The organism is Actinomycetospora sp. TBRC 11914 (assembly GCF_012933465.1).
GTDB lineage: Bacteria > Actinomycetota > Actinomycetes > Mycobacteriales > Pseudonocardiaceae > Actinomycetospora.
This window is the reverse complement of the sequence record NZ_JABBND010000014.1, coordinates 61,289-86,905: the sequence shown is the minus strand read 5'-3', so window position 1 is coordinate 86,905 and position 25,617 is coordinate 61,289. Positions and strand designations below refer to the sequence as shown.

At 73.9% G+C, this 25,617-nt stretch carries 21 protein-coding genes and 1 tRNA gene; 12 read left to right on the top strand and 10 right to left on the bottom strand.

All coding sequences use genetic code 11. From position 1 onward, the window contains the following. The first annotated feature begins 106 nt into the window (after positions 1-106). The 5 genes from HH311_RS20615 to HH311_RS20595 all read left to right on the top strand — a co-directional run bounded on the left by HH311_RS20615 (position 107) and on the right by HH311_RS20595 (position 6,012). Complete coding sequence (locus HH311_RS20615; protein ID WP_169185563.1) at positions 107-2,530, top strand: penicillin-binding protein; 2,424 nt, start codon at positions 107-109, stop codon at positions 2,528-2,530. Beyond that, the gene (locus HH311_RS20610; protein ID WP_396027455.1) at positions 2,523-3,590 is read left to right on the top strand and encodes a metallophosphoesterase; all 1,068 of its coding nucleotides are present in this window, start codon (positions 2,523-2,525) and stop codon (positions 3,588-3,590) included. The genes HH311_RS20615 and HH311_RS20610 overlap by 8 nt, the downstream gene beginning before the upstream one ends. Before the next feature lie 36 nt (positions 3,591-3,626). Then, positions 3,627-3,703: transfer RNA gene (locus tag HH311_RS20605), tRNA-Pro, on the top strand. 193 nt (positions 3,704-3,896) lie between these two features. Next, positions 3,897-4,895 carry a hypothetical protein gene (locus HH311_RS20600; RefSeq protein ID WP_169185562.1) on the top strand — a complete coding sequence of 333 codons (999 nt, stop codon included), beginning with the start codon at positions 3,897-3,899 and terminating at the stop codon, positions 4,893-4,895. A gap of 10 nt (positions 4,896-4,905) precedes the next feature. Further along, positions 4,906-6,012 (top strand): hypothetical protein, encoded by a 1,107-nt coding sequence (locus HH311_RS20595; protein WP_169185561.1) that lies wholly within the window; start codon positions 4,906-4,908, stop codon positions 6,010-6,012. A gap of 39 nt (positions 6,013-6,051) precedes the next feature. Here HH311_RS20595 and HH311_RS20590 read toward each other — a convergent pair whose 3' ends face one another. Then, the gene (locus HH311_RS20590) at positions 6,052-7,068 is read right to left on the bottom strand and encodes an alcohol dehydrogenase (protein ID WP_312030280.1); all 1,017 of its coding nucleotides are present in this window, start codon (positions 7,066-7,068) and stop codon (positions 6,052-6,054) included. A 183-nt stretch (positions 7,069-7,251) separates the two neighbouring features. Between HH311_RS20590 and HH311_RS20585 the strand changes: the two genes are divergently transcribed. Continuing rightward, positions 7,252-9,771 (top strand): glycerol-3-phosphate 1-O-acyltransferase, encoded by a 2,520-nt coding sequence (locus HH311_RS20585; protein WP_211190560.1) that lies wholly within the window; start codon positions 7,252-7,254, stop codon positions 9,769-9,771. Further along, positions 9,758-11,221 (top strand): HAD-IB family hydrolase, encoded by a 1,464-nt coding sequence (locus HH311_RS20580; RefSeq protein WP_312030279.1) that lies wholly within the window; start codon positions 9,758-9,760, stop codon positions 11,219-11,221. Before HH311_RS20585 ends, HH311_RS20580 begins: the two co-directional genes overlap by 14 nt. A gap of 3 nt (positions 11,222-11,224) precedes the next feature. Here HH311_RS20580 and HH311_RS20575 read toward each other — a convergent pair whose 3' ends face one another. Further along, positions 11,225-11,962, bottom strand: coding sequence for an enoyl-CoA hydratase (locus HH311_RS20575; RefSeq protein ID WP_169185560.1), 738 nt, complete (start codon positions 11,960-11,962; stop codon positions 11,225-11,227). Continuing rightward, a complete protein-coding gene (locus HH311_RS20570; protein WP_169185559.1) occupies positions 11,959-12,459 on the bottom strand; it encodes a helix-turn-helix domain-containing protein in 501 nt (166 codons plus the stop codon). The genes HH311_RS20575 and HH311_RS20570 overlap by 4 nt, the downstream gene beginning before the upstream one ends. Positions 12,460-12,537: 78 nt before the next feature. Between HH311_RS20570 and HH311_RS20565 the strand changes: the two genes are divergently transcribed. The 3 genes from HH311_RS20565 to HH311_RS20555 are packed head-to-tail and all read left to right on the top strand — an operon-like array spanning position 12,538 to position 16,098. Beyond that, the gene (locus HH311_RS20565; protein ID WP_169185558.1) at positions 12,538-13,407 is read left to right on the top strand and encodes an alpha/beta fold hydrolase; all 870 of its coding nucleotides are present in this window, start codon (positions 12,538-12,540) and stop codon (positions 13,405-13,407) included. A gap of 49 nt (positions 13,408-13,456) precedes the next feature. After that, on the top strand, positions 13,457-15,328 hold the full coding sequence (locus HH311_RS20560; protein ID WP_312030278.1) for a prolyl oligopeptidase family serine peptidase: 1,872 nt from the start codon (positions 13,457-13,459) through the stop codon (positions 15,326-15,328). Positions 15,329-15,333: 5 nt separating this feature from the next. Continuing rightward, positions 15,334-16,098 (top strand): HpcH/HpaI aldolase/citrate lyase family protein, encoded by a 765-nt coding sequence (locus tag HH311_RS20555; protein WP_169185659.1) that lies wholly within the window; start codon positions 15,334-15,336, stop codon positions 16,096-16,098. 21 nt (positions 16,099-16,119) lie between these two features. On the opposite strand, the gene HH311_RS20550 is transcribed toward HH311_RS20555, so the two are convergent. Next, the gene (locus HH311_RS20550; RefSeq protein ID WP_169185556.1) at positions 16,120-16,686 is read right to left on the bottom strand and encodes a TetR/AcrR family transcriptional regulator; all 567 of its coding nucleotides are present in this window, start codon (positions 16,684-16,686) and stop codon (positions 16,120-16,122) included. 97 nt (positions 16,687-16,783) lie between these two features. Here HH311_RS20550 and HH311_RS20545 point away from each other — a divergent pair, with 97 nt between their 5' ends. Continuing rightward, a complete protein-coding gene (locus HH311_RS20545; RefSeq protein WP_169185555.1) occupies positions 16,784-17,704 on the top strand; it encodes an SDR family oxidoreductase in 921 nt (306 codons plus the stop codon). Positions 17,705-17,839: 135 nt separating this feature from the next. Here HH311_RS20545 and HH311_RS20540 read toward each other — a convergent pair whose 3' ends face one another. From HH311_RS20540 to HH311_RS20515, 6 genes are all read right to left on the bottom strand, one after another. Continuing rightward, on the bottom strand, positions 17,840-18,316 hold the full coding sequence (locus tag HH311_RS20540) for a Dps family protein (protein WP_169185554.1): 477 nt from the start codon (positions 18,314-18,316) through the stop codon (positions 17,840-17,842). A 124-nt stretch (positions 18,317-18,440) separates the two neighbouring features. Beyond that, entirely contained in the window at positions 18,441-19,937 is a 1,497-nt protein-coding gene (locus HH311_RS20535; protein WP_312030277.1) for a catalase, read from the bottom strand. Between the two features lie 41 nt (positions 19,938-19,978). Further along, a complete protein-coding gene (locus HH311_RS20530) occupies positions 19,979-20,467 on the bottom strand; it encodes a Fur family transcriptional regulator (RefSeq protein ID WP_169185553.1) in 489 nt (162 codons plus the stop codon). A 179-nt stretch (positions 20,468-20,646) separates the two neighbouring features. Then, positions 20,647-21,702, bottom strand: coding sequence for an aspartate-semialdehyde dehydrogenase (locus tag HH311_RS20525; protein WP_169185552.1), 1,056 nt, complete (start codon positions 21,700-21,702; stop codon positions 20,647-20,649). 12 nt (positions 21,703-21,714) lie between these two features. Next, the gene (locus tag HH311_RS20520) at positions 21,715-22,980 is read right to left on the bottom strand and encodes an aspartate kinase (protein WP_169185551.1); all 1,266 of its coding nucleotides are present in this window, start codon (positions 22,978-22,980) and stop codon (positions 21,715-21,717) included. 121 nt (positions 22,981-23,101) lie between these two features. After that, entirely contained in the window at positions 23,102-23,455 is a 354-nt protein-coding gene (locus HH311_RS20515; protein ID WP_169185550.1) for a hypothetical protein, read from the bottom strand. Between the two features lie 302 nt (positions 23,456-23,757). Here HH311_RS20515 and leuA point away from each other — a divergent pair, with 302 nt between their 5' ends. Further along, positions 23,758-25,560 (top strand): 2-isopropylmalate synthase, encoded by a 1,803-nt coding sequence (leuA, locus tag HH311_RS20510; protein ID WP_169185657.1) that lies wholly within the window; start codon positions 23,758-23,760, stop codon positions 25,558-25,560. Positions 25,561-25,617: the final 57 nt, after the last annotated feature.

Below are 25,617 nucleotides of genomic sequence, written 5' to 3'. Positions count from 1 at the left end.
GAGCCGAAACGGATCCGTCATCTGGAGATCTGCGACGGGCGGTCCGATCCGGCCGATGGGGACGACACGAGCATGAACCTCACGGCGGGCCAGTAACCTGACGGCGATGACTGGGGGAACGGACCGGACCGGCGACGCGACCGGCACCGACGACCGTCGCCGGCGGTTCGGCCCCGCCGCGCGGCTGCTGGGCCTGTGCCTGGTCGCGGGCCTGCTCCTGGCCGGGGTGTCGTTCCCGCTGATCGGCGGGGTCGGCCTGGTGAGCAACGACGCGAGCGACACCGTGAGCGCCACCTCGAGCGACCTGGCGGCGGGGCAGCTCCCGCTGGTCACCACGGTCACCGACCGGGCGGGCGCCCCGCTGGCCTACCTGTACGACCAGAACCGCCAGCCGACCCCGGCCGACCAGATCGCGCCGACGATGAAGGCGGCGATCGTCGCGATCGAGGACCGCCGCTTCTACGAGCACGAGGGCGTGGACTGGACCGGGACGCTGCGCGCGCTCGTGACGAACCAGAGCGCCGGCTCCACCCAGCAGGGCGCCTCCACCCTGACCCAGCAGTACATCAAGAACTACCAGCTCTACGTCACCGCGCGGACGCCGTCCGAGCGGCTCAAGGCCACCGAGGCGACCTACGCCCGCAAGCTGCGCGAGGTCCGCGTCGCCCTGCAGCTCGAGCGCGAGCTCGCCGTCGGGCGCACCAAGGAGGAGGCCAAGGACGAGATCCTCCAGCGCTACCTCAACATCGTCTTCCTCGGGAACAACTCGTACGGCGTCGGGGCCGCGTCCCGCACCTACTTCAACACCACCCCGGACCGCCTCACGATCCCGCAGGCGGCGCTGCTCGCCGGGATGGTGCAGTCGACCGCGGCGTTCGACCCGGTGGCGCACCCGCAGGCGGCGGCCGGCCGCCGCAACGAGGTCATCAACCAGATGGCCGTCCAGGGCATGATCACCCAGGCCCAGGCGCAGGAGGCGGCGGCGAGTCCCCTCGGCGTCGTCACCCCCCTCGCCACCCCCGCGAACGGCTGCATCGGGGCGGGCGACGCGGCGTTCTTCTGCAAGTACGTCGTCGACTACCTGGGCCAGGCCGGCATCTCGGCCGAGCAGCTCGACCGGGCCGGCTACACCATCCGCACCACCCTGGACCGCACCGCGCTGACCGCGATGTCCACCGCCCTGCGCGACGAGGTCCCCGCGCGGCAGCGCAACGTCGCGGACGTCATGGCGGCGGTGTCGCCCGGCGCGGACCGCCACGAGGTGCTCGCCATGGGGTCGAACCGGGTGTTCGGCGTCGACGGGTCGGCCCTGGAGACCAGCTACGGGCTCCCCTGGGAGCCGGTGAACCTCGGCGCGGGCTCGGTCTACAAGGTCTTCACGGCCGCGACCGCCCTCGACAAGGGCCTCGGGATCGACTACCAGATGCAGATCCCGCCCGACGGGTACGCGTCGCCGATCTACCGGGACGGCTCGGGCAACCCGTTCCCCGTCCGCAACGCCGGGTCCTACGCCCCGGTGCTCTCGATGACCGACGCGCTCGCGCAGTCGCCGAACACCGGCTTCGTCAAGCTCATGGAGTACACCGGGGTCGCCCCCGTGGTGGACATGGCGGTGAAGCTGGGCATGCGCTCGCTCGCCGAGCCGCAGGGCGCGGGCGGCAAGTCGATCGCCGAGATCGCCAAGGAGCAGAACCAGGGGTCGTTCACCCTGGGCGTCACCCCCACCAGCGTCCTCGAGCTCTCCAACGTCGGCGCCACGCTGGCCTCCCGCGGGCGGTGGTGCCCGCCGACGCCGGTCCTCGGCATCACCGACGCGTCGGGGAACGCCGTCCCGTTCACCGAGCAGCCCTGCGAGCAGGTCGTGCCGCCCACGCTGGCCGACACGCTGATGACGGGGATGTCCAAGGACGACCAGCCCGGCGGAACCTCCGCGGCCGCGGCCGGCGAGAACGGCTGGAACCGCCCGTTGGCGGCCAAGACCGGCACCACCCAGCAGAACAAGTCCGCGGCCTTCCTCGGGTTCACGCCCGGCATCGCCGGTGCCGTGATCACCTTCGACGACTCGTCGTCGCCGCGCCCGCTCTGCGACGGCGGCGGGGACTCGCCCCCGTTCCCGTGCGGCAGCGGCAACATCTTCGGTGGGAAGACGCCGGCCCGGACCTGGTACAAGACGATGATGCCGCTGCTCGCGGCCACCCCGGCGCAGCCGCTGCCCCCCACCGACCCGCGCTACGTCGCCGGCGGGACGAACGAGCAGATCCCGGACGTCGTCGGGCGCCAGGCCGACGACGCGCAGGAACGCCTGCAGGACGCGGGCTTCGCGGTCGCCCGGACGACCGTGAACAACCGCGCCGCCGCCGGTACCGTGGTCGGGCAGTCCCCGCGCGGGTCCGCGCTGCCCGACCAGGTGGTCACCCTGCAGGTCGCGAGCGGCACGGTCGCCGCGCCGCCCCCGCCACCGGGTGCCGTGGCGACCCCGGCGACCGCTCCGGCACCCGCGACGGTGGGACCAGGAGGTACCGGTGGCTGATCAGCCGGTGGCGGACGGCACTCCCAGCACCGCACACCGGCTCGCCCGCGGTCTCACGCGGGCGGCCGTCACGGGAGCCGCCGCCGGCGCGCTCGGGGTGGGCTACGCGTCCGTCGTCGAGCGCCACTGGTTCGCGCTGCGCCGCGTCACGCTGCCGGTGCTCTCCCCCGGCTCCCGCCCGCTGCGGGTGCTGCACGTCTCGGATCTGCACCTGCGGCCCGGGCAGCGCGCCGAGGAACGCTTCGTCGCCGGGCTGGCCGAGCTGGAGCCCGACCTGGTCGTCGACACCGGCGACAACCTCTCCCACCCGCGGGCCGTGCCGGTCGTGCTGCAGGCGCTGGGGCGGCTGCTCGACCGTCCGGGCGTGTTCGTCTTCGGCAGCAACGACTACCACGGCCCGAAGCCGAAGAACCCGGCCAACTACCTGTTCCGCCCGCAGCACCGGATCCTCGGCCCCGAGCTGCCGTGGCGGGACCTGCGGGCGGCGTTCGTCGAACGGGGCTGGCTCGACGCCACGCACACCCGGCTCGAGCTGACGGTCGCGGGCCAGCGGATCGCGGTCGCGGGCGTGGACGACCCGCACATCGGTCACGACGACTACGACCGCATCGCCGGTCCGGCCGACCCCGACGCCGCCCCCGACGACGGCGGCCGCTCGGCCGGCGGCCCCGACACCGCGCCCGCCCTGCGGCTGGGCCTGACCCACTCCCCCGAGCCGCGGGTGCTCGACGGCTTCGCGGCCGACGGGTACGACCTCGTGCTGGCCGGCCACACCCACGGCGGCCAGCTCCGCATCCCGGGCTACGGCGCCCTCGTCACCAACTGCGGTGTCGACCGGTCGCGGGCCCGGGGCGCCTCGCGGTGGGGCTCCCACATGCGGCTGCACGTCTCGGCCGGGCTCGGGACCTCCCCGTACGCCCCGGTCCGCTTCGGGTGCCGCCCGGAGGCGAGCCTGCTCGAGCTGGTGCCCCGGGAGGTCACGACGGCGGGCGTGGGCGCCGGGGCCGGCGCCTCCGCCACCCCCCGGCCCCCGTCCAGTGCCGCCGGGACCACCAGGTAGGCTCGTCGACAGAGCAAGCGAGGTCGCTCGACTGCTCGGGGTGTGGCGCAGCTTGGTAGCGCGCCTCGTTCGGGACGAGGAGGCCGTGGGTTCGAATCCCGCCACCCCGACCACGAGGCCCCGGTCCGATCGGACCGGGGCCTTCGTCGTCTCCGGACCCGCTCCGGCCCACTCCGACCACACCCCCACTCCGCGCGGTGCAATCCACATCACCGGGCGGTAACGGTCGCTCCCCGTCCGGCGATGGATCGGACGGGTGATGCCCGATCCGGGCGTCGGGACCGAGAAACGGACGACGAGGACGAGATGGGAAACCACCGGACACCGGACGGGGTCACGCTCCGCGACGCGACCGTCGACTCGGCCGCCCGGACGTCGAGCATCGCCTCGTCGTCGGCCCGCGCGGCCTCCCTCTGGACCTACGGCGCGCCGGGCACGGACGTCGTGATCCCGTCGCCGCGCACTGCGACGCCGCCGCCCTTCCCCCGCATCGCCGACGTGCCGGCCGACGTCACCGTCCCGGCCCGGCGCGAGGAGCACTCCCACCCGCTGCCGACCGCCCGCCCGTGGACCGCGCCCGGACCCGTCGTGCCCGCCCGGGTCGGGCCGGCGGCGCTTCCCCTCGCCCGGACCGGCCCCGTCGCGCCGGCTCCGGTCGTCGCCCCCGCCGACGAGGACGACGCCGCGCGGCGCAGCGCCCCGGACGACATCGCCGCCCGCGCCACCACGACCCTCATCCCCAGCTCGCCCGGCAGCCGGTCCCGCTCCGGCCCGGTGTTCGTCGACGGCAGCGGTCGGCGCGCGCGCCGGTTCAAGGGCGTCGCCGCGGCCGCCGCGGCCCTCGCCGCCGGCTACGTCGGCGTCGTGGTCACCGGCGCGCTCGCCGGCTCCAGCGGGCCCGCCACCGCCGTCCCGGTCGCGTCCGGGGCCTCGCTGGCCCCGGCGAGCCCCGTGATCACCCCCACGCCCGTCGTCGCGCCGGCGACCGTGCAGCCGGCCGAGGTCACGACGAAGAAGAAGACCCCCGCCACGGCCGCGAAGAAGACCACCCCGCGCGCCGTCCCGAAGAAGGTCGCCCCGCCGGTGGTGGCGCCGCCGGCCCCCGTCGTCGTGCCCGCGCCGGTCGCCCCGGTCGCCCCGGTCGTCCCGGCCCCGGCCGCCCCCGCGGCGCCCGCCGCCCCCGCCACGCCCACCCCGAAGAACGACACGAAGACGGGCACGAACACGAACGGCACCCCGGGTCAGGGAGGCACGACCACGGGCACCGGGGCGCAGCAGGCGCAGCCGAAGACGATCGCGACGTGAGCGAGGCCTAGTGCGCGTCGCGCTCCGCGCGGCCCTCGGCGGGGTCGCGCTCACGATCCTGCTGGTCGCCTGTTCGGTGCTGCCCTCGCCGGTGCACCCGGGCGACCCCACACCGGCCGCCCAGAGCGCGCCCGCCGCGACCGCGGCGCCGGCCGCGCAGACCAGCACCGAGCCCCCGGACACGACGACGACCACGCCGGCCCGGTCCGGGGCCCGCGCCCCGGACGGACCGCTGCCGACGGTGCGGGTCGCCCCATACGTCGACCTGACGACGCCGCCCCTGCCCGACCTGGGCACCCTCGCCGCGGAGTCGGGGCAGCGCGACGTCGTCCTCGCCTTCGTGCTCGCGGGCGCCACCTGCACGCCGACGTGGGGCGGGACGACCCCGGTGGACGACCCGGCGGTGCGGCGCACGGTCGCGGCGCTGAAGGCCCGCGGGGGGACGCCGACGGTGTCGTCCGGCGGCGCCGTCGGGACCTACCTCGAGACCCGCTGCCCCGATGCCCGGTCCCTCGCGACCGCCTACGGCAAGGCGCTGGACGCCGTCGGGACCGACCATCTCGACGTCGACGTCGAGACCGACACGGGACGGGCGGTGTCGGTGTCGCGCATCGCCGACGCGCTGGCGCTGCTGCAGCACGAGCGCGGCACGCGGGTGACGCTGACCGTCCAGGTCCAGGACGCCGCGACCGGCATGACCGGCACCGCGAAGGACCTGGTGCGCGCGGTGTCCGACGCCGGCGTGGCCGCGCGGGTCAACCTCATGGTCATGAACTTCCCCGCGGGGGGCTCGTGGTCGGCGGCGATGCTCGGCGCCGCGGCCGCCTCCACGCGCACGCTCCAGGCGATGTGGCCGGGCAGCGAGCCCGCCGACGTCGCCGCCCGCGTCGGGGTCACGCTGATGGTGGGCCGCAACGACACCGACGCCACGACGACCGTGGCCGACGCGCAGGCGGTGGTCGCCGGGGCCGAGAGGGCCGGCTACGGCTTCGTCGGGGAGTGGTCGCTGCTGCGCGACAACGGCGGGTGCGCCGGGGCCGACGAGGAGCAGGACGACTGCAGCGGCATCGACCAGGGCGACTGGGCCTTCACCCACGCCCTGCAGCGCTTCGGCTGACCCCGGGAGCCCGACGAGCCCCCGGGGCCGCCGAGGGCCTCAGTTCCCGGTGGTCAGGACCATCCGGAACCGCGCGTCGTTCGCCATCATCTTCTCGTAGGCCTCGGCCGCCTTCTCCAGCGGCATCATCTCGATCATCGGACGGACGCCGGTGATCCGGGAGAAGTTCAGGGTGTCCTCGGAGTCCTTCGACGTGCCCGACGGGTGCCCGGCGACGCCGGCCGCCGGACCGATCAGGGACATGGCGTCGATCGTCAGCGGCGTCTCGGCGGCACCGAGCACCACGAGCTGACCGCGGGGCGCGAGGCCCGGCACGAGGGCGGAGATCGCCTCGCCGCTCGTGGCGGTCGCGAGGATGGTGATCGCGCCGCCCAGCTCGGCGAGCGCGGCGCCCGGGTCGGTGGCCTCGGAGTCGATGTGGTGGTGGGCCCCGAGCTGCTTGGCCAGGTCGGCCTTCTCGGTGCCGCGGGAGACCGCGACGACCTCGCAGCCCATCCGCGCCGCGAACTGGATCGCCAGGTGGCCCAGGCCGCCGATGCCCAGGACGGCGACCCGGTCGCCCGGGCGGGCGGGGCTGGAGCGCAGCGCGTGGAACGTCGTCACCCCGGCGCAGAGCAGCGGCGCCGCGTCCTCGGCCGAGAGCTCCTCGGGCACCCGGGCCAGCGCGTCGGCCGGCACGACGAGGGCGTCGGCGTACCCGCCGTCGAAGGTGACGCCGGGGATGCGGCCGTTCTCGCAGGTGATGAAGTCACCGCGCCGGCACGGCTCGCAGTGGTAACAGGCACCGCCGAACCAGCCGACGCCCACCCGGTCGCCCGGCGAGTACTCGGCGGTGACGTTCGGCCCGAGCGCGTCGACGACGCCGACGACCTCGTGGCCCGGAATGATCGGGAACGGCGTCGCGTCCCCCATCACGCCCTCCTTGGCGAACATGTCCGAGTGGCAGACCCCGCAGGCCTGCACCGTCACCCGGACCTCGCCGTCCCCGGGCTCGGGGGGATCACGCTCGACCAGCTCGAAGTCGCCTCCGGCCTTCGGCACCTGCACTGCGCGCACGTCGTCGCTCCACTGATGGGGATCCGTTGTCGTCGGATGCGTACCCGCGCACCCGTCGGGCGACGCGGTCACCGGGATCACCACGCGTCGCGACCCCGACCCGCAGCGGTGACCGCCGGGTAGGGTGACCCCACCCGCGTGCCTCCCTCCGGACCGCGCGGGACGTCGTGCGGGAGGTGCACCGTGGAGTCCCCGTCCGTCTCCGCCGCCTCGCCCTCGGAGCCGCCGGACCCCTCGGCGGCGGGCCGGCTGACCGGCGTGGGCCCCGTCGGGATCCCCGGCCCGGCCCCGCACGTGGCGTCCCTGCCCGACCCCGGTGACCGGGCCCTCGTCGTCCTCGTCGACGCCCCCAGCGGGCTCGAGAGCCGGCTCATCGACCGGTGGCTCACGACGGCCGCCCCGGACAACGGCCGCCGGGTGGAGACGGTGCCCGCCCAGGGCGAGCAGCTCGCCGCGCGGCTGACCCGGGGCGACAACCCGCTCCTGGTGCCGCTGCGGCTGGTGTGGGAACCCGCGGGTCCCGCGCCCGAGAAGCCGTTGCTGCGCCTGCTCGACGCGGTCACGCGTCGCTCCCGCCTGCGCGACCGCGCCCGGGCCCGCCGGGCGAGCCGGGCGGACCAGGGACACAGCGAGGGGGCCCGGCACCGCATCGTCGTCGGGCGCCCCGCCACCGTGCGCGAGCTGATGCTGCGCCACCGCCGCGAGCGGATGGGCACCCACACCGAGGACTTCGTCCGCTTCGTCGCCCAGCAGGCCACGCTGGCGCTCGACCGGGCGGAGCGCGGTGTGCTGGGCAACCGCTCGAAGGTGCCGCGGGAGGTCAGCGACCAGATCGTCGGCGGCGCCCACTTCGCCCGCGAGGTCCGCCGGCTCGCCGTCGAGACCGGCCGGGGAGAGGAGGAGATCGCCGCCGAGGCGGAGAAGGACCTGCAGAGCCTGGTCGCCGCGATGGACCCGACGGCGGTCGACCTGTTCTCCGGCGTGCTGCGCCCGATGCACGACCGTGCCTGGGAGGTGCACGCCGACACCAGCGGCCTCGAGCCGCTGCGCGAGCTCGGCGCCGAGCACGCCCTGGTGTTCCTGCCCTCGCACCGCTCCTACACCGACCCGTTCGTGCTGGCCGAGGTGCTGCGGGAGAACGACTTCCCGCGCAACCACGTCCTCGGCGGCAACAACCTGCGCATCTGGGGCCTGGAGGCCCTGGCGCGGCGCAGCGGGATCATCTTCATCCGTCGCAGCTTCGGCAAGGACCTGGTCTACAAGGCGGTCGTGCGCGAGTACTTCTCGTGGCTCGTCGCGAAGCGCTTCAACCTCGAGTGGTACATGGAGGGCGGCCGGTCGCGGACCGGGAAGCTGCGGCCGCCGAAGTACGGGCTGCTGTCCGACGTCGCGCACGCGGTGGAGACCCGCCGGGCCGCCGACGTGTACCTGGTGCCGGTGTCGATCATGCACGACCAGCTGCAGGAAGTGCACCAGATGGCGGCGGAGCAGACCGGCACCGCCAAGACGCCCGAGGGGCTGCGCTGGCTGGCCGGGTACGCCCGTGCCCAGCGTCGTCCCGTCGGGAAGCTGCACGTGAGCTTCGGGGAGCCGCTCTCGCTGCGCCAGGCGCTCTCCAGCGCGGGCGACCCGGCCCTCGAGCGCAGCCCCGACGACGTCGACGGGGACGCCACCGACGCGTCGGCCCGCCGTCTCGCCCTGCAGAAGACCGCCTTCGAGGTCTTCGTGCGCATCAACCGGGTCACCCCGGTCACCCCGATCGCGCTCGCCGCGCTGGCGCTCCTCGGCGTCCGGGACCGGGCGCTGACGCTCTCGCAGGTCCGCCGGGTGGTGGAGCCGGTACTCGACTACGTCGAGTCCCGGAAGCTCCCGCACACCGGCGTCGAGTCGCTGCGCACCAACGGCGGTGTCGCGGAGGCGCTGCTCTCGCTGCGCCAGCAGCAGGTGGTCAGCGCCTACACCGAGGGCACCGAGCCGGTCTTCTCGGTGGAGCCGGGCCACCACATCGTCGCGGCCTTCTACCGGAACTCGGCGATCCACCACTTCGTCAACCGCGCGATCGTCGAGCTCTCGGTCCTCGAGGTCGACGACGACGACGACGGCCGCGCCGCCCTGGCGGCCGGGTTCACCCACGCGCTCGCGCTGCGGGACCTGCTCAAGTATGAGTTCTTCTTCCCGGACAAGGAGACCTTCCGCGCCGAGCTGGCCGCGGAGCTCTCGCTGATCGACCCGGACTGGACCGAGGTCGGGCGGCCGGTGTCGCGCACCAAGGAGATCCTGCTCGCGAGCAAGTTCCTCTGCGCGCACCGCGTGCTGCGCTCGTTCGTGGACGCCCAGTGGCTCTTCGCGGAGCGGCTGGCGGCGTGGGACGTGACCCGGCCGGTGGTCGAGTCCGAGCTGTTCGACGACTGCTCCGCGGTCGGGCAGCAGCTGCTGCTGCAGGGCCGGTTGCACGGCCCGGAGGCACTGAGTCGGGAGCTGTTCGCATCGGCACTGCGTCTGGCGGGCAATAGAGGGCTCGTGGAGGTCCCCGACACCGGCGGCGCCGCCGCGCGCGGCACGAGCGTCGAGGCGGAGCACGCCGACCTGGCCGCGCGCCGCCGCGCGTTCGCCGACGAGGTGCGCGCCGTGGTCGGGCGGGTCGTCCGCATCGACGAGACCGACGCCCGCAACCGACAGGAGAGCACCGGTGTCCGACCCTGACGTGGCCGGCGGCGTCGCCGCGCAACTGCTCGAGGACGTCGCGAACAGCCCGGAGGGGCCGCAGGTCGGGGCGTTCTTCGACTACGACGGCACCGTGATCGCCGGCTACTCGGTGACGGCCTTCATGCGCCACCACCTCCGTCACTTCGACGTCCACCCGGCGACGACGGCGCGGACCCTCGTCACGGGGCTGACGCAGTCGCTGGAGACCGAGGAGGACTTCCGGAAGTTCCTCCAGATCACCGGCCGCACCTGGGCCGGGCGCACCCCCGAGGAACTGGAGAAGCTCGGCCGGCAGCTCTTCCGCGACGAGATCGGGCCCTCGGTCTACCCGGAGGCCTGGCGGCTGGTGCGCGCCCACCTCGAGCGCGGGCACACGGTGGTGCTGGCCTCGTCCGCGACGATCTTCCAGGTCGGGCCGGCCGCGGAGGCCCTCGGCGTCGAGCACACGCTCTACACCTCGCTCGAGATCGACGAGCACGGCAGGCTCACCGGCCACCCGGAGGGGCGCACCCCCTACGGCGAGGGCAAGGCGGCGGCGGTCAAGGACTTCGCCGCGGCCCACCAGGTCGACCTCGACGCGAGCTTCGCCTACTCGAACGGCAACGAGGACGTGCCGTTCCTGGCCACCGTCGGCCGCCCGACCGCGGTCAACCCGTCGGGCGGGCTGCGGCGCGCGGCCGCCGAGCGCGGCTGGCCCGTCGTCGACTTCGAGGGCCGGCCGTGGACCGGCCCCGTCGAGGTGGCCCGCACCGCGGCCACGTACGCCGGGATGATGGGCGGGTTCGTGACGGGGCTGGGGCTCGGCCTGCTGGGCGGGTCGCGGCGCGCGGGGCTCAACCTGGGGATCGGGCTCGGCGGCGACCTGTCGCTGCTCGCCTCGGGCGTGCAGCTCGACGTGCACGGCGCGCACCACATCTGGGACTCCCAGCCCGCGGTGTTCCTGTTCAACCACCAGAGCCAGCTCGACGTGCTCGTGCTCGGCGGGCTGCTGCGCGGCAACTTCGCGCCGGTGGCGAAGAAGGAGCTGGCGACCAACCCGCTGTTCGGCCCGCTCATGCGGCTGCTGGAGACGGCGTTCATCGACCGCGCCGACAACGCCCAGGCCCGCAAGGCCCTCGAGCCCGCCGTCGAGCGGCTCCGGGCCGGGACCTCGGTCGTCATCGCGCCCGAGGGCACCCGGTCGGCGACGCCGAGCCCCGGGCGGTTCAAGAAGGGCGCCTTCCACCTCGCGATGCAGGCGGGCGTCCCGGTGGTGCCCCTGGTGTTCCGCAACACCGGCGAGCTGATGAGCCGCAACGCGATGGTGATCCATCCCGGCGTCGTGCAGGTCGCGGTGCTGCCGCCGATCGACGTGTCGGCGTGGGACCCCGCCGACCTCGACGAGCACGTGGAGAGCGTCCGGCAGCTCTACCTCGACACGCTCGCGCACTGGCCCGGCGAGGACTGAGGGCTACCGACCCCGGAACCGCGCCGGCCGCTTCTCCTCCCGCGCCCGACGCCCCTCGACGAGGTCCTCGCTCGCCCAGCAGGCCGCGAACGCCCCGCCCACCGCGTCGAGGGTCTCGGGATCGCGGGCGTCCTCGAACAGCCGGTTCACCGCGAGCTTGTTGTAGGCCAGCGTGAGCGGGGCGAGCTCCGCGATCTCCGCCGCCCAGGCCAGCGCGTCCTCGGGGGAGCCGGTCCGGTCCACCAGCCCGTGCGCGAGCGCCGCGGCGTGGTCGAGACGCTCGCAGGCCAGCAACATCCGTCGGGCCGGGCCGCCGCCCGCGAGCAGGGCCAGCCGCCGCACCGTCCACGGGTCCACGGCGAGCCCGAGGGCCGCCGTCGGGAGCGCGAAGACGGCGCGCTCGGCCGCCACCCGCAGGTCGGCGGCGATCGCGAGCTGGGTGCCCGCGCCGATCGCGGCGCCGTGCACCGCGGCGATCACCGGCACCGGCACGGCGACGACCCGCTGCAGCATCGCGTAGAGGGCGTCGAGGAACCCGGCGTCGCCGACGGTGTCGAGGTCGGCGCCGGAGCAGAACGCGCTGCCCTCACCGGTGAGCACCACCGCGCGCGTCCCGCCGGCGACCGCCTCGTCGAGGGCGGCGTGCAGGTCGCGGCAGTGCGCGGTGTTCAGCGCGTTCCGGCGGTCGTGGCGGGCGATCCGCAGCTCGGTGACGGTTCCGTGGGCGTGCGACTCGATCACGAGGCCGCAGTCTGCCTCGCCATCGCCGCGGCGTACGCCTCGGCCAGCCGCTCGGTCGCCGACGGGCCCTCCGGGGCGGGCGCCCCCAGGTGCACCGCACGCAGCTCGTCCATGAACGACGCCCACAGCGCCGGGCCGCCCTCCTCGAGCAGCTCCGCGCGGACCCGCAGCGGCTCGTCGGTCGGCCGGTGGCGCAGCCCCCAGGAGCCCAGCGCGGCGAACACCGGGACGAGCTGGATCGCCGCCTCGGTCAGGCTGTAGGTCGCCCGCCGGCCGCGCCCCGGGTCGTCCCGCGTGAGCAGGCCGGACGCGACGAGGGTCCGCAGCCGGTCGGCGAGGATGTTCGAGGCGATGCCCTCCTGGCTGCCCGCGAGCAGCTCGCGGAAGTGCCGGCGCCCGCCGAAGACGATGTCGCGGAGCACGAGCAGGCTCCAGCGGTCCCCGAACGCCTCCACCGCCTGGTTGATCGGGCAGCCCGACCTCGGTGCGCGCTCCATGGTGGTTGCACTTTACCACCGGACCGTTCTACGGTCCGCCTACTGGTTGCGAAGTGCCATCACTCGCCGGGAGGAGCCGTGACCCACGCGGACAACGTTGTGCGCCCGGACGGGACCACGCTCGCCGTCGAGACCCGGGGGCACGACGACCACCCTCCGGTGCTGCTGATCGCCGGCAGCCGGTGTTCGCGCGACTGGTGGGACGACGAGTTCTGCGACCACCTGGCCGGGACGGGCCTGCGGGTGGCGCGCTACGACGCGCGGGACACCGGCGGGTCGACGCACTGGCCCGTCGGCGCCCCCAGCTACACCGCGGCGGACCTGCGGGCCGACGCCCTCGCCGTCGTCGACGCGCTCGGCGCCGGGCGCGCCCACGTCGTGGGCCTGTCGATGGGCGGCGGGATCGCCCAGCACCTCGCGCTGCGGTCCCCGGAGCGCGTCGCGTCATTGACGCTGGTCGCGACGACGGGCGTCGGTCCCCTTCCCGGCCCGCTGCCGCGGATGTCGCCCGAGGTCCGGGCGGCGCTCGCCGGCCTCCCGGAGCCGGACCCCGCCGATCCCGAGGCCGCCGTCGCCGCGCTCGTCGCGGGCGAGCGGCTGGCCGCGGGCGCGGGGACGTTCGACGAGGACCGGATCCGGGCGATCGCCCGGCGGGTGGTCGCCCGCAGCCGCGACCTCGCGGCCGCCGCGAACCACGACCTGCTCACCGACCCCGACGACGGCCCGGCCGACCTGGCCGCGCTCGCCGAGATCCCCACCCTCGTCGTCCACGGTGCCCGCGACCCGTTCTTCCCCCCGGCGCACGGCCGCGCGCTCGCCGCGGCGATCCCCGGCGCCCGACTGCTCGAGGTCCCGGACATGGGCCACGGGCTGCCGCCGACGGCGTCGTGGCCGGCCGTCGTGGACTCCGTCACCGAGCTGGTGCGGACGACCGCCGTACCCCGCTGACCGGGACGGCCGACGGCCGGGACGCCGCCGGGCGGGCATGATCTGTCGGGTGGTCACCGAGAGCCCCCAGCGCAACGACCCCACCGTCGACGTCCCCGAGGCGCTGTTCGCCGACGCCGCGGCCGAGACCCGCTGGCGCGGCCGCTTCACCGCCGCCCGCATCTCGGTGCCCGACTGGGCGCGCGATGCCCCCGCCCGCAGCGTCTACTCCTCCAACGCCAGCGGCACGTGGGAGGTGTACGCCTGGGACCGCGACGCCGACAGCCATCGGCAGGTCACCGACCGGCCGCAGGGCACCCGCGGCGCCACGGTCTCGGTCGACGGCACCGACATCTGGTGGTTCGACGACACCGACGGCGACGAGTTCGGTACCTGGGTCCGGGAACCCTTCGCCGTAGGCGGGGAGAAGGCCGAGCAGGCCGTGTCGGGCGCGGAGCGCGGCTACCCGGCCGGGCTCGACCTCGGGCCCACGACGACGGCGATCGGCTGGTCCACCGACGACGGGTCCACGCTCGCGGTGGCGGTCGGCGACGCGGCGCTGCGCACGGTCTACGAGCACACCGAGGACGCCGGGATCGGCGGGCTCTCCCGCGACGAGACGCTGCTCGCGATCTCGCACTCCGAGCACGGCGACTCCCGTCACCCCGCGATCCGGGTGCTGCGGGTGCACGACGGCTCGGCGGTCGCCGACCTGTACGACGGCGAGGGCAAGGGCCTGGACCCGATCGAGTTCGCCCCGGTGGAGGGCGACACCCGGCTGCTGGTCGGGCACGAGCGTCGCGGCCGCGACGAGCTGCTGCTCTGGGACCCGGTGGCCGGCGTCGAGACGGAGCTGGCGATCGACCTGCCCGGCGACCTCTCCGCGGGGTTCTACCCGGACGCCTCCGCGCTGCTCGTCGCGCACACCCGCGCCGGGCGCACCTCGCTGCACCGCTACGACCTGACGACCGGGGAGCTCTCCGACCTCCCGACGGCGCGCGGGTCGGTCGGGGGCGCGGACGTGCGGCCCGACGGGTCGATCGAGTACGGCTGGTCGTCGGCCGAGCAGCCGTCGTCGGTGCGGGTGCTGCGCCCGGACGGGACCGACGAGGTCCTGCTGACGCCTCCCGGTGACCGGCCGGCGCCGTCGGTGCGCCTCGACGACGCCTGGGTCCCCGGACCCGGGGGCGACGTCCACGCCCTCTACGCCCGGCCGGAGGGGACCACCGGACCCGTCCCGACCCTCTTCATGATCCACGGCGGCCCGCAGGCGGCGGACGAGGACCGCTACTCCGCGGTGCGCGCGGTGTGGCTCGACGCCGGGTTCGCGGTGGTCCACGTGAACTACCGGGGCTCGTCGGGCTACGGCTCGGCCTGGCGCGACGCGATCGAGGGCCGGCCGGGGACCACCGAGCTGGAGGACGTCGTGGTCGTGCACGCGTGGGCGGTGGAGTCCGGGCTGGCGGACCCGGACGCGTGCGTGCTCGAGGGCTGGTCGTGGGGCGGCTACCTGACCCTGCTCGGGCTGGGGGTGCAGCCCGAGCGCTGGGCGGTGGGGTGCGCCGGCGTCCCGGTCGCGGACTACGTCGCCGCCTACGAGGACGAGATGGAGCCGTTGCGGGCGTTCGACCGGTCGCTCTTCGGCGGCTCGCCCGGTGACGTCCCCGAGCGCTACCGGACCGCGTCCCCGCTGACCTACCTCGACGCGGTGTCCGCGCCGGTCCTCGTGCTGGCGGGCGAGAACGACCCGCGCTGCCCCATCCGGCAGATCGACAACTACCTGGACGGGCTCGCCGAGCGCGGCAAGGAGTACGCGATGGTCCGCTACGACGCCGGGCACGGCTCGCTGGTCGTCGCGGAGACGCTGCGGCACACCGCCGCGGAGATCGCGTTCGTCCGGCGGGCGCTCGGGATGCCGCTGCCGATCGGGAGCAAGGGGTGACCACGATGTCGCTGGCGGAGAAGCTGCGCGGGGGCGGACGCACCGTGGGCTACTGGATGCTCTCGGACAACCCGCAGGCCGTCGAACGGATCGCCGGGGCCGACCCGGAGGGCGTGGCCTACGACTACGTGTGCTTCGACGCCCAGCACGGCCTGCTCGACTACCGGGCGCTGCTCACCGGGATGACCGCGCTCGACGCGTGCGGCTGCCCCGGCCTCGTGCGGGTGCAGGACAACCGGCAGTTCTGGATCGGGCAGGCGCTGGACGTCGGGGCGGCCGGCGTGATCGTCCCGATGGTGAACACCGCCGACGAGGCCCGGGCCGCCGTCGCCGCGTGCCGCTACCCCCCGGCGGGCCGGCGCTCGCACGGACCGGTCCGCGCCGAGCTCCGGTTCCCGACGACGCCGGCCGAGGCCGACGCCGCGGTCCTCTGCCTGCCGATGATCGAGACGGCCGAGGGGCTCGAGCACGTCGAGGAGATCGCGGCGACGCCCGGCGTGGACGGGCTCTACATCGGCCCGTCCGACCTGCGGCTCGGTCTCGGCGGCACCACGCCGTCGGACCCGGCGCTGGACGACGCGTTCGCCGCCGCGCTGGAGCGGGTCCTCGCCGCGGGGGCCGCGGCAGGGGTCGCCGTCGGGATCCACTGCCCGAGCGGGGAGGTGGCGGCGCAGCGGTTGGCGGCCGGGTTCACCTGGGTCAGCATCGCGAGCGACCTGACGCACCTGGAGCAGGCGAGCCGGTCGCACCTCGCCCGGGCGCTCACCTAGGTGCGACTTCGTCGCTTGTGCTCACGAGGCGCCGGCCACCTCGCGGAGCTCGACGAGCGCCTCGCGGATGTGCTCCTCGACGCCCCGGCCGCCGTCGTCGCCGATCCAGCGCTCGAAGCCCATCCGGAAGACGGCGACCGCGCTCGAGGCCGCGAGTGACGCCGCCGCCGCGGGCACGCCCCGCCGCCCGAGCCCCTCGGCGATCGCCGCGACCAGGCCCTCCATCTTGATGAGCTCGCGCTCCCGCAGCTCGGGATGGGCGTCGATGACCGTCTGCCGGGCGCGGGGCCCGTCGGGCCGGGGCCCGAGGACCTCCGCGCTGGCCTCGACGGCGACCACCGCCGCGTCGAGCGCGGAGAGCTCGGCGGGCGCCGCGGCCAGCGCCGCCACGATCCGGGTGGTCAGCTCGTCCTGACCGGCGAAGAGCACCTCGCGCTTGTCGGTGAAGTGCCGGAAGAACGTGCGCTCGGTGAGCTCGGCCCGGGCCGCGATCTCGGCGACGGTCGTCTGCTCGAACCCGCGCTCGGCGAACAGCTCGAAGGCCGCGCGCTGCAGGCGCCCGCGCGCACCCGGCACCCAGCGACCCATGCCGCCACTCTAGTGATGTCAGCCGCTGACATCGAGTGCTACGCTCATGTCAGTCGCTGACATCGGGCGACGAGAGCTCCGTCGGAAGGGACTTCTCATGCGCGTGTTCGTCACCGGGGCGTCGGGCTGGATCGGCTCCGCCGTCGTCCCCGAGCTGATCGACGCCGGGCACCAGGTCACCGGGCTCGCCCGGTCCGACGCCTCGGCGGCCGCCGTCGAGGCCGCCGGGGCCACCGCCGTCCGGGGCGGGCTCGACGACCTCGACCTCCTGCGCGCGACGGCCGCCGCCTCCGACGCCGTCGTCCACCTCGCCTTCAAGCACGACATCGCGTTCAGCGGCGGCTTCGCCGACGCCGTCGGATCCGACGTCGCGGCCGTCCGCGCCCTGGGCGAGGGACTGCCCGACGGCGGCGCGCTGACCATCGCGGGCGGGGTCCTGGGCCTGGCGGTGGACGGGGTGCCGGCCACCGAGCGGGACGTCCCGAGCGCCGACAGCATGGCCGCCGGGCGCCAGGCGTCGACCGACGTCGTGCTCGGGCTCGCGCCGCGGGTGCGTTCCTCGGTCGTGCGACTCTCCCCGACCGTGCACGGCGACGGTGACGCGGGGTTCATCCCCACGCTCATCGCCGGGGCCCGCCGCCGCGGTGTCGCCGGGTACCTCGGCGACGGCTCGGCCCGGTGGACCGCCGTGCACCGCTCCGACGCCGCCCGGCTCTTCCGGCTGGCGATCGAGGTCGCGCCCGCCGGGTCGGTGCTGCACGCCGTCGACGACGAGGGGGTGCCGGTCCGCGACATCGCGGCGGCGATCGGTCGGAACCTGGACGTCCCGGTGCGGCAGGTCGGCGCCGACGAGGCCGGCGAGCAGTTCGGGTTCCTGGCCGGGTTCGTGCAGCTCGACAGCCCGGCGTCGAGCGCGATCACCCGCGAGCTGACGGGCTGGTCGCCGTCCGGCCCGGGTCTCATCGAGGACCTCGACAAGGGCCACTACTTCGCCGAGGGAGCTCCCACCAAGTACTGAGCGATGGGCACCGTCGCTCGGTAGAGCCGGCGGTGGGCACCCCTCGCCGGAATCCCCGGACACGAGCGAAGGGCCCCGTCGCTCGAGGAGATCGAGCGACGGGGCCCTTCGGTCAGAACGGAGGCGGGCCCGCGGTCAGGCCGTCTTGGCCTGCCACATCCAGTGGGCCTCCTCGAGCTTCGCCGTCTGGGCGATGAGCAGGTCCTGGGTGACCGGGTCGGGCGTCTCGGTGGCGGCGATGCGCTCGCGCATGCGCGCGATGAGCCCGGCGAGGGTCTCGACGACGGCGCGGTTGACGTCCTCGACCGTCCGCCACCCCGCGTCGGTGGTGGGCAGTCCGCTGTCCTTGGCGACCGTCTCGGCGCGACCGTCGGGCGACACCCCCAGGGTGGCGGCCCGCTCGGCGGCCTCGTCGGTGAACGTCCGGGCGAGGTCGACCAGCTCGTCGAGGTGCAGGTGCGCCTCGCGGAAGTTGCTCCCGACGACGTTCCAGTGCCACTGCTTGGCGGTCAGCGACAGGTCGACGAAGTCGACGACGCTGTCCTGCAGGACCCTGCCCACGGCGTCGCGGGCCTCGTCGGAGAGCGGGCTGGTGATGGGCGTGGTGGCCATGGCGCTCAGCTCCTTCACGACCGTGTTCTGGAATGGTTCCAGTCTAGGGTGCCCGCTGCGGCCGGCCACAAACACGGCGCGGCCCGCCCCCGGGGTCGGGGACGGGCCGCGCCGGGCAGTGGGGTCAGCTCTGCGAGAGGACCTTCTGCTCCTTGCCGGTCAGCTCACGGACGCGCGCCTCGACGCGCTCGCCCATGCCCTGGTCGATGGACTTCCAGTACTCGAAGGCGCGCTCGAGCACGTCGTCGCCGACACCCTTCGACAGGTGGCCGGAGACGTTCTCGACGAAGCGGTCACGCGCGTCGTCGTCCCAGACCTCGAGCATCATCGTCCGGGCCTGGCCCTCGTCGGAGTCCTCGGGGTGCGCCACGTAGGCGACCCGCTGGATCTCGCCGTCGGAGTACCATGTCGGCGGCTGGATCGTCTCCGTGGTCTGCGGCCCGCCCTTGGTGTTCGGCGCGTACACGGGGTCGGGCGCGTTCACGACCCGCATCGCGCCCGCGACGGTGTACGGGTGCGCCGTCGTGCCCTGCGGCGAGTTCACCGGGATCTGCTTGTAGTTGACCCCGAGGCGGGCGCGGTGGGCGTCCGCGTACGAGAACCCGCGGGCGAGCAGCATCTTGTCGGGCGAGAGACCCAGGCCCGGGGGCTGGTTGTTCGGCTCGAACGCGACCTGCTCGATCTCGGTGTGGTAGTCCTCCGGGTTCCGGTTCAGCGTCAACTTCCCGACCTCGTGGAGCGGGTAGTCGCTGTGCGGCCACACCTTGGTGAGGTCGAACGGGTTGAACCGGTAGGTCTTGGCGTCCTCGAACGGCATGATCTGCACGTGGAGGGTCCACGACGGGAACTCGCCCCGCTCGATGGCCTCGTACAGGTCGCGCTGGTGGTAGTCGGCGTCCTCACCGGCGAGGCGGCCGGCCTCCTCCTCGGTGAGGCACTCCACGCCCTGGTCGGACTTGAAGTGGTACTTCACCCAGAACTCCTCGCCCTGGGCGTTGATCCACATGTAGGTGTGGCTGGAGTAGCCGTTCATGTGGCGCCAGGTCTTCGGGATGCCCCGGTCGCCCATCAGCCACGTGACCTGGTGCTTCGACTCGGGCGAGAGCGTCCAGAAGTCCCACTGCATGTCGTGGTCGCGCAGACCGTTGCGGGCGAGGCGCTTCTGCGACCGGATGAAGTTCTGGAACTTCATGGGATCGCGGATGAAGAAGACCGGCGTGTTGTTGCCGACCATGTCCCAGTTGCCCTCGCGGGTCCACAGCTTCAGCGCGAAGCCGCGCGGGTCGCGCCAGGTGTCGGGGCTGCCCCGCTCACCGGCCACGGTGGAGAACCGGATGATGCCTTCGGTGACCTCGCCGGGCTGGAACACGGCGGCCTTGGTGTAGGCGGTCACGTCCTGGGTGGTCTCGAACTTCAGGAACGCGCCACTGCCCTTCGCGTGCGGCTGGCGCTCCGGGATGCGCTCCCGGTTGAAGTTCGCCATCTGCTCGATGAGGTAGTGGTCCTGCAGCACCAGCGGTCCGTTGGTGCCGACGGTGGCCGAGAACTCGTGGCTGGGCGCCGGGATGCCGGCGTCGTCGGTGGCGTAGCGCGCCTGGTCGTTCGCGGAAGTCACTGTCACCTCTCCTGGTGGTGGAAGGGCGGATCGGTGGATCGGGTCGGTTACCCGCTCGGGGTGGTCCGGCATGCGGGGCAGAGCCCCCAGAACACGACCTCGGCCTCGTCGATCACGAACCCGTGGTCGTCGGACGGCGTCAGGCACGGGCGCTCGTCGACCACGCAGTCGACGTCGGCCGTGCGTCCGCAGGAGCGGCAGACCACGTGGTGGTGGTTGTCGCCCGTCCGCGTCTCGTACCGCGCCGCCGACCCGGCCGGCTCGATGCGCCGCACCAGACCGGCGTCGACGCACGCCGCGAGGACGTCGTAGACCGCCTGCGTGGACACCGACCCGAGCTCGCCGCGGACGGCGGTGGCCACCGCGTCGGCCGTGGCGTGGGGGTGGTCGGCGAGCGCCGTGAGCACCGCCCGGCGGGGCGCGGTGACCCGCAGTCCCACGGCGCGCAGCGCGGACACGACGTCCCCGATGTCGTGCCGCGGGTCTCGCGGGGCGACATCGGAGGCGCCGCCGGGGCGCTCGCTGCTGATCGTCATGACGACATCACGCTGCCACCCAGATTGGAACCAGTCAAGAAAAGGGCCGCTCCCGGCTCATGATCACCGACCGGACGAGCTCCTGGACGGCCCGCGTCCACGACCTCGTCGCCCTGGTGATCATGGGGCCGTGTCAGCGATGGTCCGTCGCCGACCGGCCCTGGGTGAGACCGGCGCCCTCAGCGGCTCCGGACGAGCTCCTCGGCGATCTCGTAGGTGTTGAGCGCCGCGCCCTTGCGCAGGTTGTCGCCGCACACGAAGAAGTCGAGCGTGTTCGGGAAGTCCAGCGCCTGCCGGATGCGGCCCACGTAGGTGGGGTCCTCCCCGACGACGTCGGCCGGGGTCGGGAAGCGGCCCTCGCGCGGCTCGTCGACGAGCACGATCGAGGGCTGCGCGGCGAACACCTGCCGAGCGGTCTCGACGTCCACCGGCGCGTCGAACGTCGCGTGGACGGCGAGCGCGTGGGTGGTCACGACCGGGACCCGGACGCAGGTGGCCGAGACCTTGAGGTCGTCGATCCCGAGGATCTTGCGGGACTCGTTGCGGACCTTGAGCTCCTCCGAGGACCACCCGCCGTCGCGCCACGACCCGGCCCACGGCACCACGTTGAGCGCCAGCGGGGCGGGGAACGGCGAGTCCGTGCCGAGCCCGGCCGCGGCCAGCGCCTCGCGGACGTCGCCCGCCCGGTGCCCGACGCCCTTGCCCGCGACGGCCGACATCTCGGCCTGCAGCCGGTCGATGCCCTCCTGGCCGGCCCCGGACGCCGCCTGGTACGAGGCGACGACGAGCTCGGTGAGGGTGAACGCCCGGTGCAGCGCCCCGATCGCGGCCATCATCGACAGCGTCGTGCAGTTCGGGTTGGAGACGATGCCCTTGGGTCGGGTGTGGGCGGCCTCGGCGTTCACCTCGGGCACCACGAGCGGCACCTCGGGGTCCATCCGGAACGCGCCCGAGTTGTCGACCGCGATCGCGCCGTGCTCGGCGGCGACGGGGGCCCACGTGGCGCTGACCTCGTCGGGCACGTCGAACATCGCGATGTCGACGCCGTTGAAGGCCTCGGCGGACAGCGCGACGACCTCGATCTCCCGGCCCCGGACCGTCAGCCGGCGGCCGGCCGAGCGCGGCGAGGCGATGAGCCGGATCTCCGACCACGGCACCGACTCGCGGGCGTTGATGATGTCGATCATGACGGAGCCGACCGCACCGGTGGCGCCGACGATGGCGAGGGTGGTCACTGCCTGGTCTCCTTACCGACCGGTGCCGGCGTGCACGACGGCCTCGGTGTCCCCGCCGAGGTCGAAGGCCTCGTGCAGCGCACGCACGGCGTCGTCGAGCTGGGTGTCGCGGATGAGGGCCGAGATGCGGATCTCCGAGGTGTTCATCATCTCGATGTTCACCCCGGCCTGGGCGAGCGACTCGCAGAACGTCGCGGTCACCCCGGGGTGGCTGCGCATCCCCGCACCGACGAGCGTCACCTTGCCGACGTGCTCGTCGTAGACGACCTCCTCGTGGCCGACCTCGGCCTGCACGGCGGCGAGCGCCTCCACCGCCTTCGGACCGTCCTTGACCGGGAGCGTGAACGTCACGTCGGTCTTGCCGGTCTTCAGGTGCGAGATGTTCTGCAGCACCATGTCGATGTTGATGTCGACGTCGGCGACGGCGCGGAAGATGCGCGCCGCGAACCCCGGCTGGTCGGGGACGCCGACGACGGTCACCTTGGCCTCGGACCGGTCGTGGGCCACCCCGGTCAGGACCGCCTGTTCCACGCTGAGCTCCTCGATGGACCCGACGATCGTCGTGCCGGGTTGGTCGGTGTACGACGAGCGGACCCGCAGCGGCACGCCCTCGCGGCGCGCGTACTCCACCGCGCGCAGGTGCAGCACCTTCGCCCCGCAGGCCGCCATCTCGAGCATCTCCTCGTAGGTGATGGTCTCGAGCAGCTTGGCGTCTCCGACGATGCGCGGGTCGGCCGAGTAGACGCCGTCGACGTCGGTGTAGATCTCGCAGATGTCGGCCTTCATCGCGGCCGCCATGGCGACCGCCGTGGTGTCCGAGCCGCCGCGGCCGAGCGTCGTGATCTCGCGGGAGTCCGCGCTCACGCCCTGGAAGCCGGCGACGAGCGCGATCCCGTCCTCGGAGAGCGCGGCGTGGATGCGGCCCGGCGTGACGTCGAGGATCCGCGCGTCGCCGTGCTTGCCCGTGGTGATCATCCCGGCCTGGGAGCCGGTGAACGACCGCGCCCGACCCCCGAGGGCGTTGATCGCCATCGCCAGCAGCGCGTTGGAGATGCGCTCACCCGACGTCAGGAGCATGTCCAGCTCGCGCGGCGGCGGGCTGGGGTGCACCTGGATCGCGAGGTCGGTGAGCTCGTCGGTGGTGTCCCCCATCGCGGAGGCGACCACGACGACGTCGTTGCCGTCCTTGCGGGTGCGCAGGATCCGTTCCGCCACGCGCTTGATGCGCTCCGCGGACTGGACGGACGACCCGCCGTACTTCTGGACGACGAGCGCCACCTCGACCGACCTCCGGCTCTTCGGGGTTCCACGGGACCTCGGTCCGGCGGCGTGCCGAACCGGTCCTCAACCCTAACCGAGCGCCCCGGGGTGGTCCGGGAGATGTGGTCCGGCCCCCGTGTCAGGGGGCGAGCGCGTTGAGGATGCGGGCGATGATCACGCCGATGATCAACCAGACCACGGCGGCGAGGCCGTAGTTGAGGATCACCTTGAGCGACTCGTTGGCCGGCAGGAAGAGGTCGCCGATCCCGAGCGTCAGGTTGTTCGCCGCGCTCGCGAAGAACGTCGTGATGCCGTTGGTCGGGTTGGCCGAGGCCACCGTCAGCACCACGTGGATGACCAGGATCGCCGCGAAGATGACCGTCAGGATGCGGATCACCGAGGCGGCGAGCGTCAAGGACTTGCTCGCGAGCGCCCGCATGTCCTGGCCGGTGGAGGAGCGACGCTGCTGACCGGTGTCCGTGTCCTGCGACATGACGCAGATCATGGCACGTCGGGCTACCCGGTGGTAGGTGGGTCGTGACCAGCGGCGGCCGCGTGTCGCCCCCGGGTGGCGACGCGCCCGCCGTCGGGACGCCGCTTGCCCGCATCCCGCCGGATGGGTCTACCGTGGTCGGTGATGGTCCGCGTGCTGCTCCTTCCCAGCCGCGGCGGGGTCTGACCGAGACCGGCTCCCCGCCGCGGGTGATGCGCGCTCGCCGGTCGCCCCCGGGTGCGACGCCCCGGGATCCCTGCACCGCCGCACGGAGATCACGAACCATGAGCATGTCCACGCCGATGCCCGACGGTCCGATCGGCGACATCCGTCACACCGTCGTCCATCCCGACGGCGACATCCCGGCCGACCAGCCGTTCTGGAACACCCAGCGGCCGAGCCGGATGCCGATGCACCGGTACAAGCCGTTCGCCGAGGTGGTCGAGAAGGTCTCGGTACCCGACCGGACCTGGCCCGACAAGGTCATCACCACGGCGCCGCTGTGGGGCGCGGTCGACCTGCGCGACGGCAACCAGGCGCTGATCGACCCGATGTCGCCCGCCCGCAAGCGCCGCATGTTCGACCTGCTGGTGCGCATGGGCTACAAGGAGATCGAGGTCGGGTTCCCGGCCGCGTCACAGACCGACTACGACTTCGTCCGCGAGATCATCGAGCAGGACGCGGTCCCGGCCGACGTCCGGATCCAGGTCCTGACGCAGGCCCGGCCCGAGCTGATCATGCGGACGTTCGAGTCGCTGGAGGGCGCGCACTCCGCGGTCGTCCACCTCTACAACTCGACGTCGATCCTGCAGCGCCGGGTGGTGTTCCGCTCCGACCGCGACGGGATCACGAAGATCGCGGTCGACGCCGCGACGCTGGTGCGCAGGGAGGCGGAGAAGCGTCCGGGCACCGACTGGCGCTTCCAGTACTCGCCGGAGTCCTACACCGGCACCGAGCTCTCCTACGCCAAGGAGATCGTCGACGCCGTCGGCGACGTCTGGGAGCCGACCCCCGACAAGCCGATGATCGTCAACCTCCCGGCGACGGTCGAGATGGCGACGCCGAACGTCTACGCGGACTCCATCGAGTGGATGCACCGCAACCTGGCCCGCCGCGACTCGATCATCCTGTCGCTGCACCCCCACAACGACCGCGGCACCGGCGTGGCCGCCGCGGAGCTGGGCGTGCAGGCCGGCGCGGACCGCGTCGAGGGCTGCCTGTTCGGCAACGGCGAGCGGACCGGCAACGTCTGCCTGGTGACCCTGGGCATGAACCTGTTCAGCCAGGGCATCGACCCGCAGATCGACTTCTCCGACATCGACGAGGTCCGGCGCACCGTCGAGTTCTGCAACCAGCTGCCCGTCGGCGAGCGCCACCCGTGGGGCGGCGACCTGGTGTTCACGGCGTTCTCCGGCTCCCACCAGGACGCGATCAACAAGGGCCTGGAGGCGATGCGGCAGGAGGCCTCCGACGCCGGGCACCCGGTGGAGGAGCACCCCTGGGAGGTCCCGTACCTGCCGATCGACCCGAAGGACGTCGGCCGGACCTACGAGGCCGTCATCCGGGTCAACTCGCAGTCCGGCAAGGGCGGCGTCGCCTACCTGATGAAGACCGAGCACCAGCTCGAGCTGCCGCGCCGCCTGCAGATCGAGTTCTCGCGGCGGGTCCAGGAGCAGACCGACACCGAGGGCGGTGAGGTCTCGGCGAAGGAGATGTACGACATCTTCGCCGAGGAGTACCTCATGCGGCGCACGCCGCTGGAGCTGGTCAGCTCGCGGGTGTCGACCCACGACGACGGCAAGGCCGAGCTCGAGGCCACGCTGCGCGTCGAGGGCGAGCTGCACGACGTAACCGGGGTCGGCAACGGCCCGATCGCCGCCTTCGTCGACGCGCTGGCCTCGGTCGGCTACGACGTCCGCGTCCTCGACTACGCCGAGCACGCCATGTCCGCCGGCGACGACGCCCGCGCCGCGGCCTACGTCGAGGCCGCCGTCGGGGACGGGGCCGGCGCCGACCGCGAGGTGTGGGGCATCGGCATCGACGGCTCGATCCTCACCGCGTCGCTGAAGGCCGTGGTGTCGGCGGTGAACCGGGCTTTGCGCTAACGCGCTCGTGCGTGCGTTCCCGTGTCCAGACACGGGAACGCACGCACAGGACCGTCA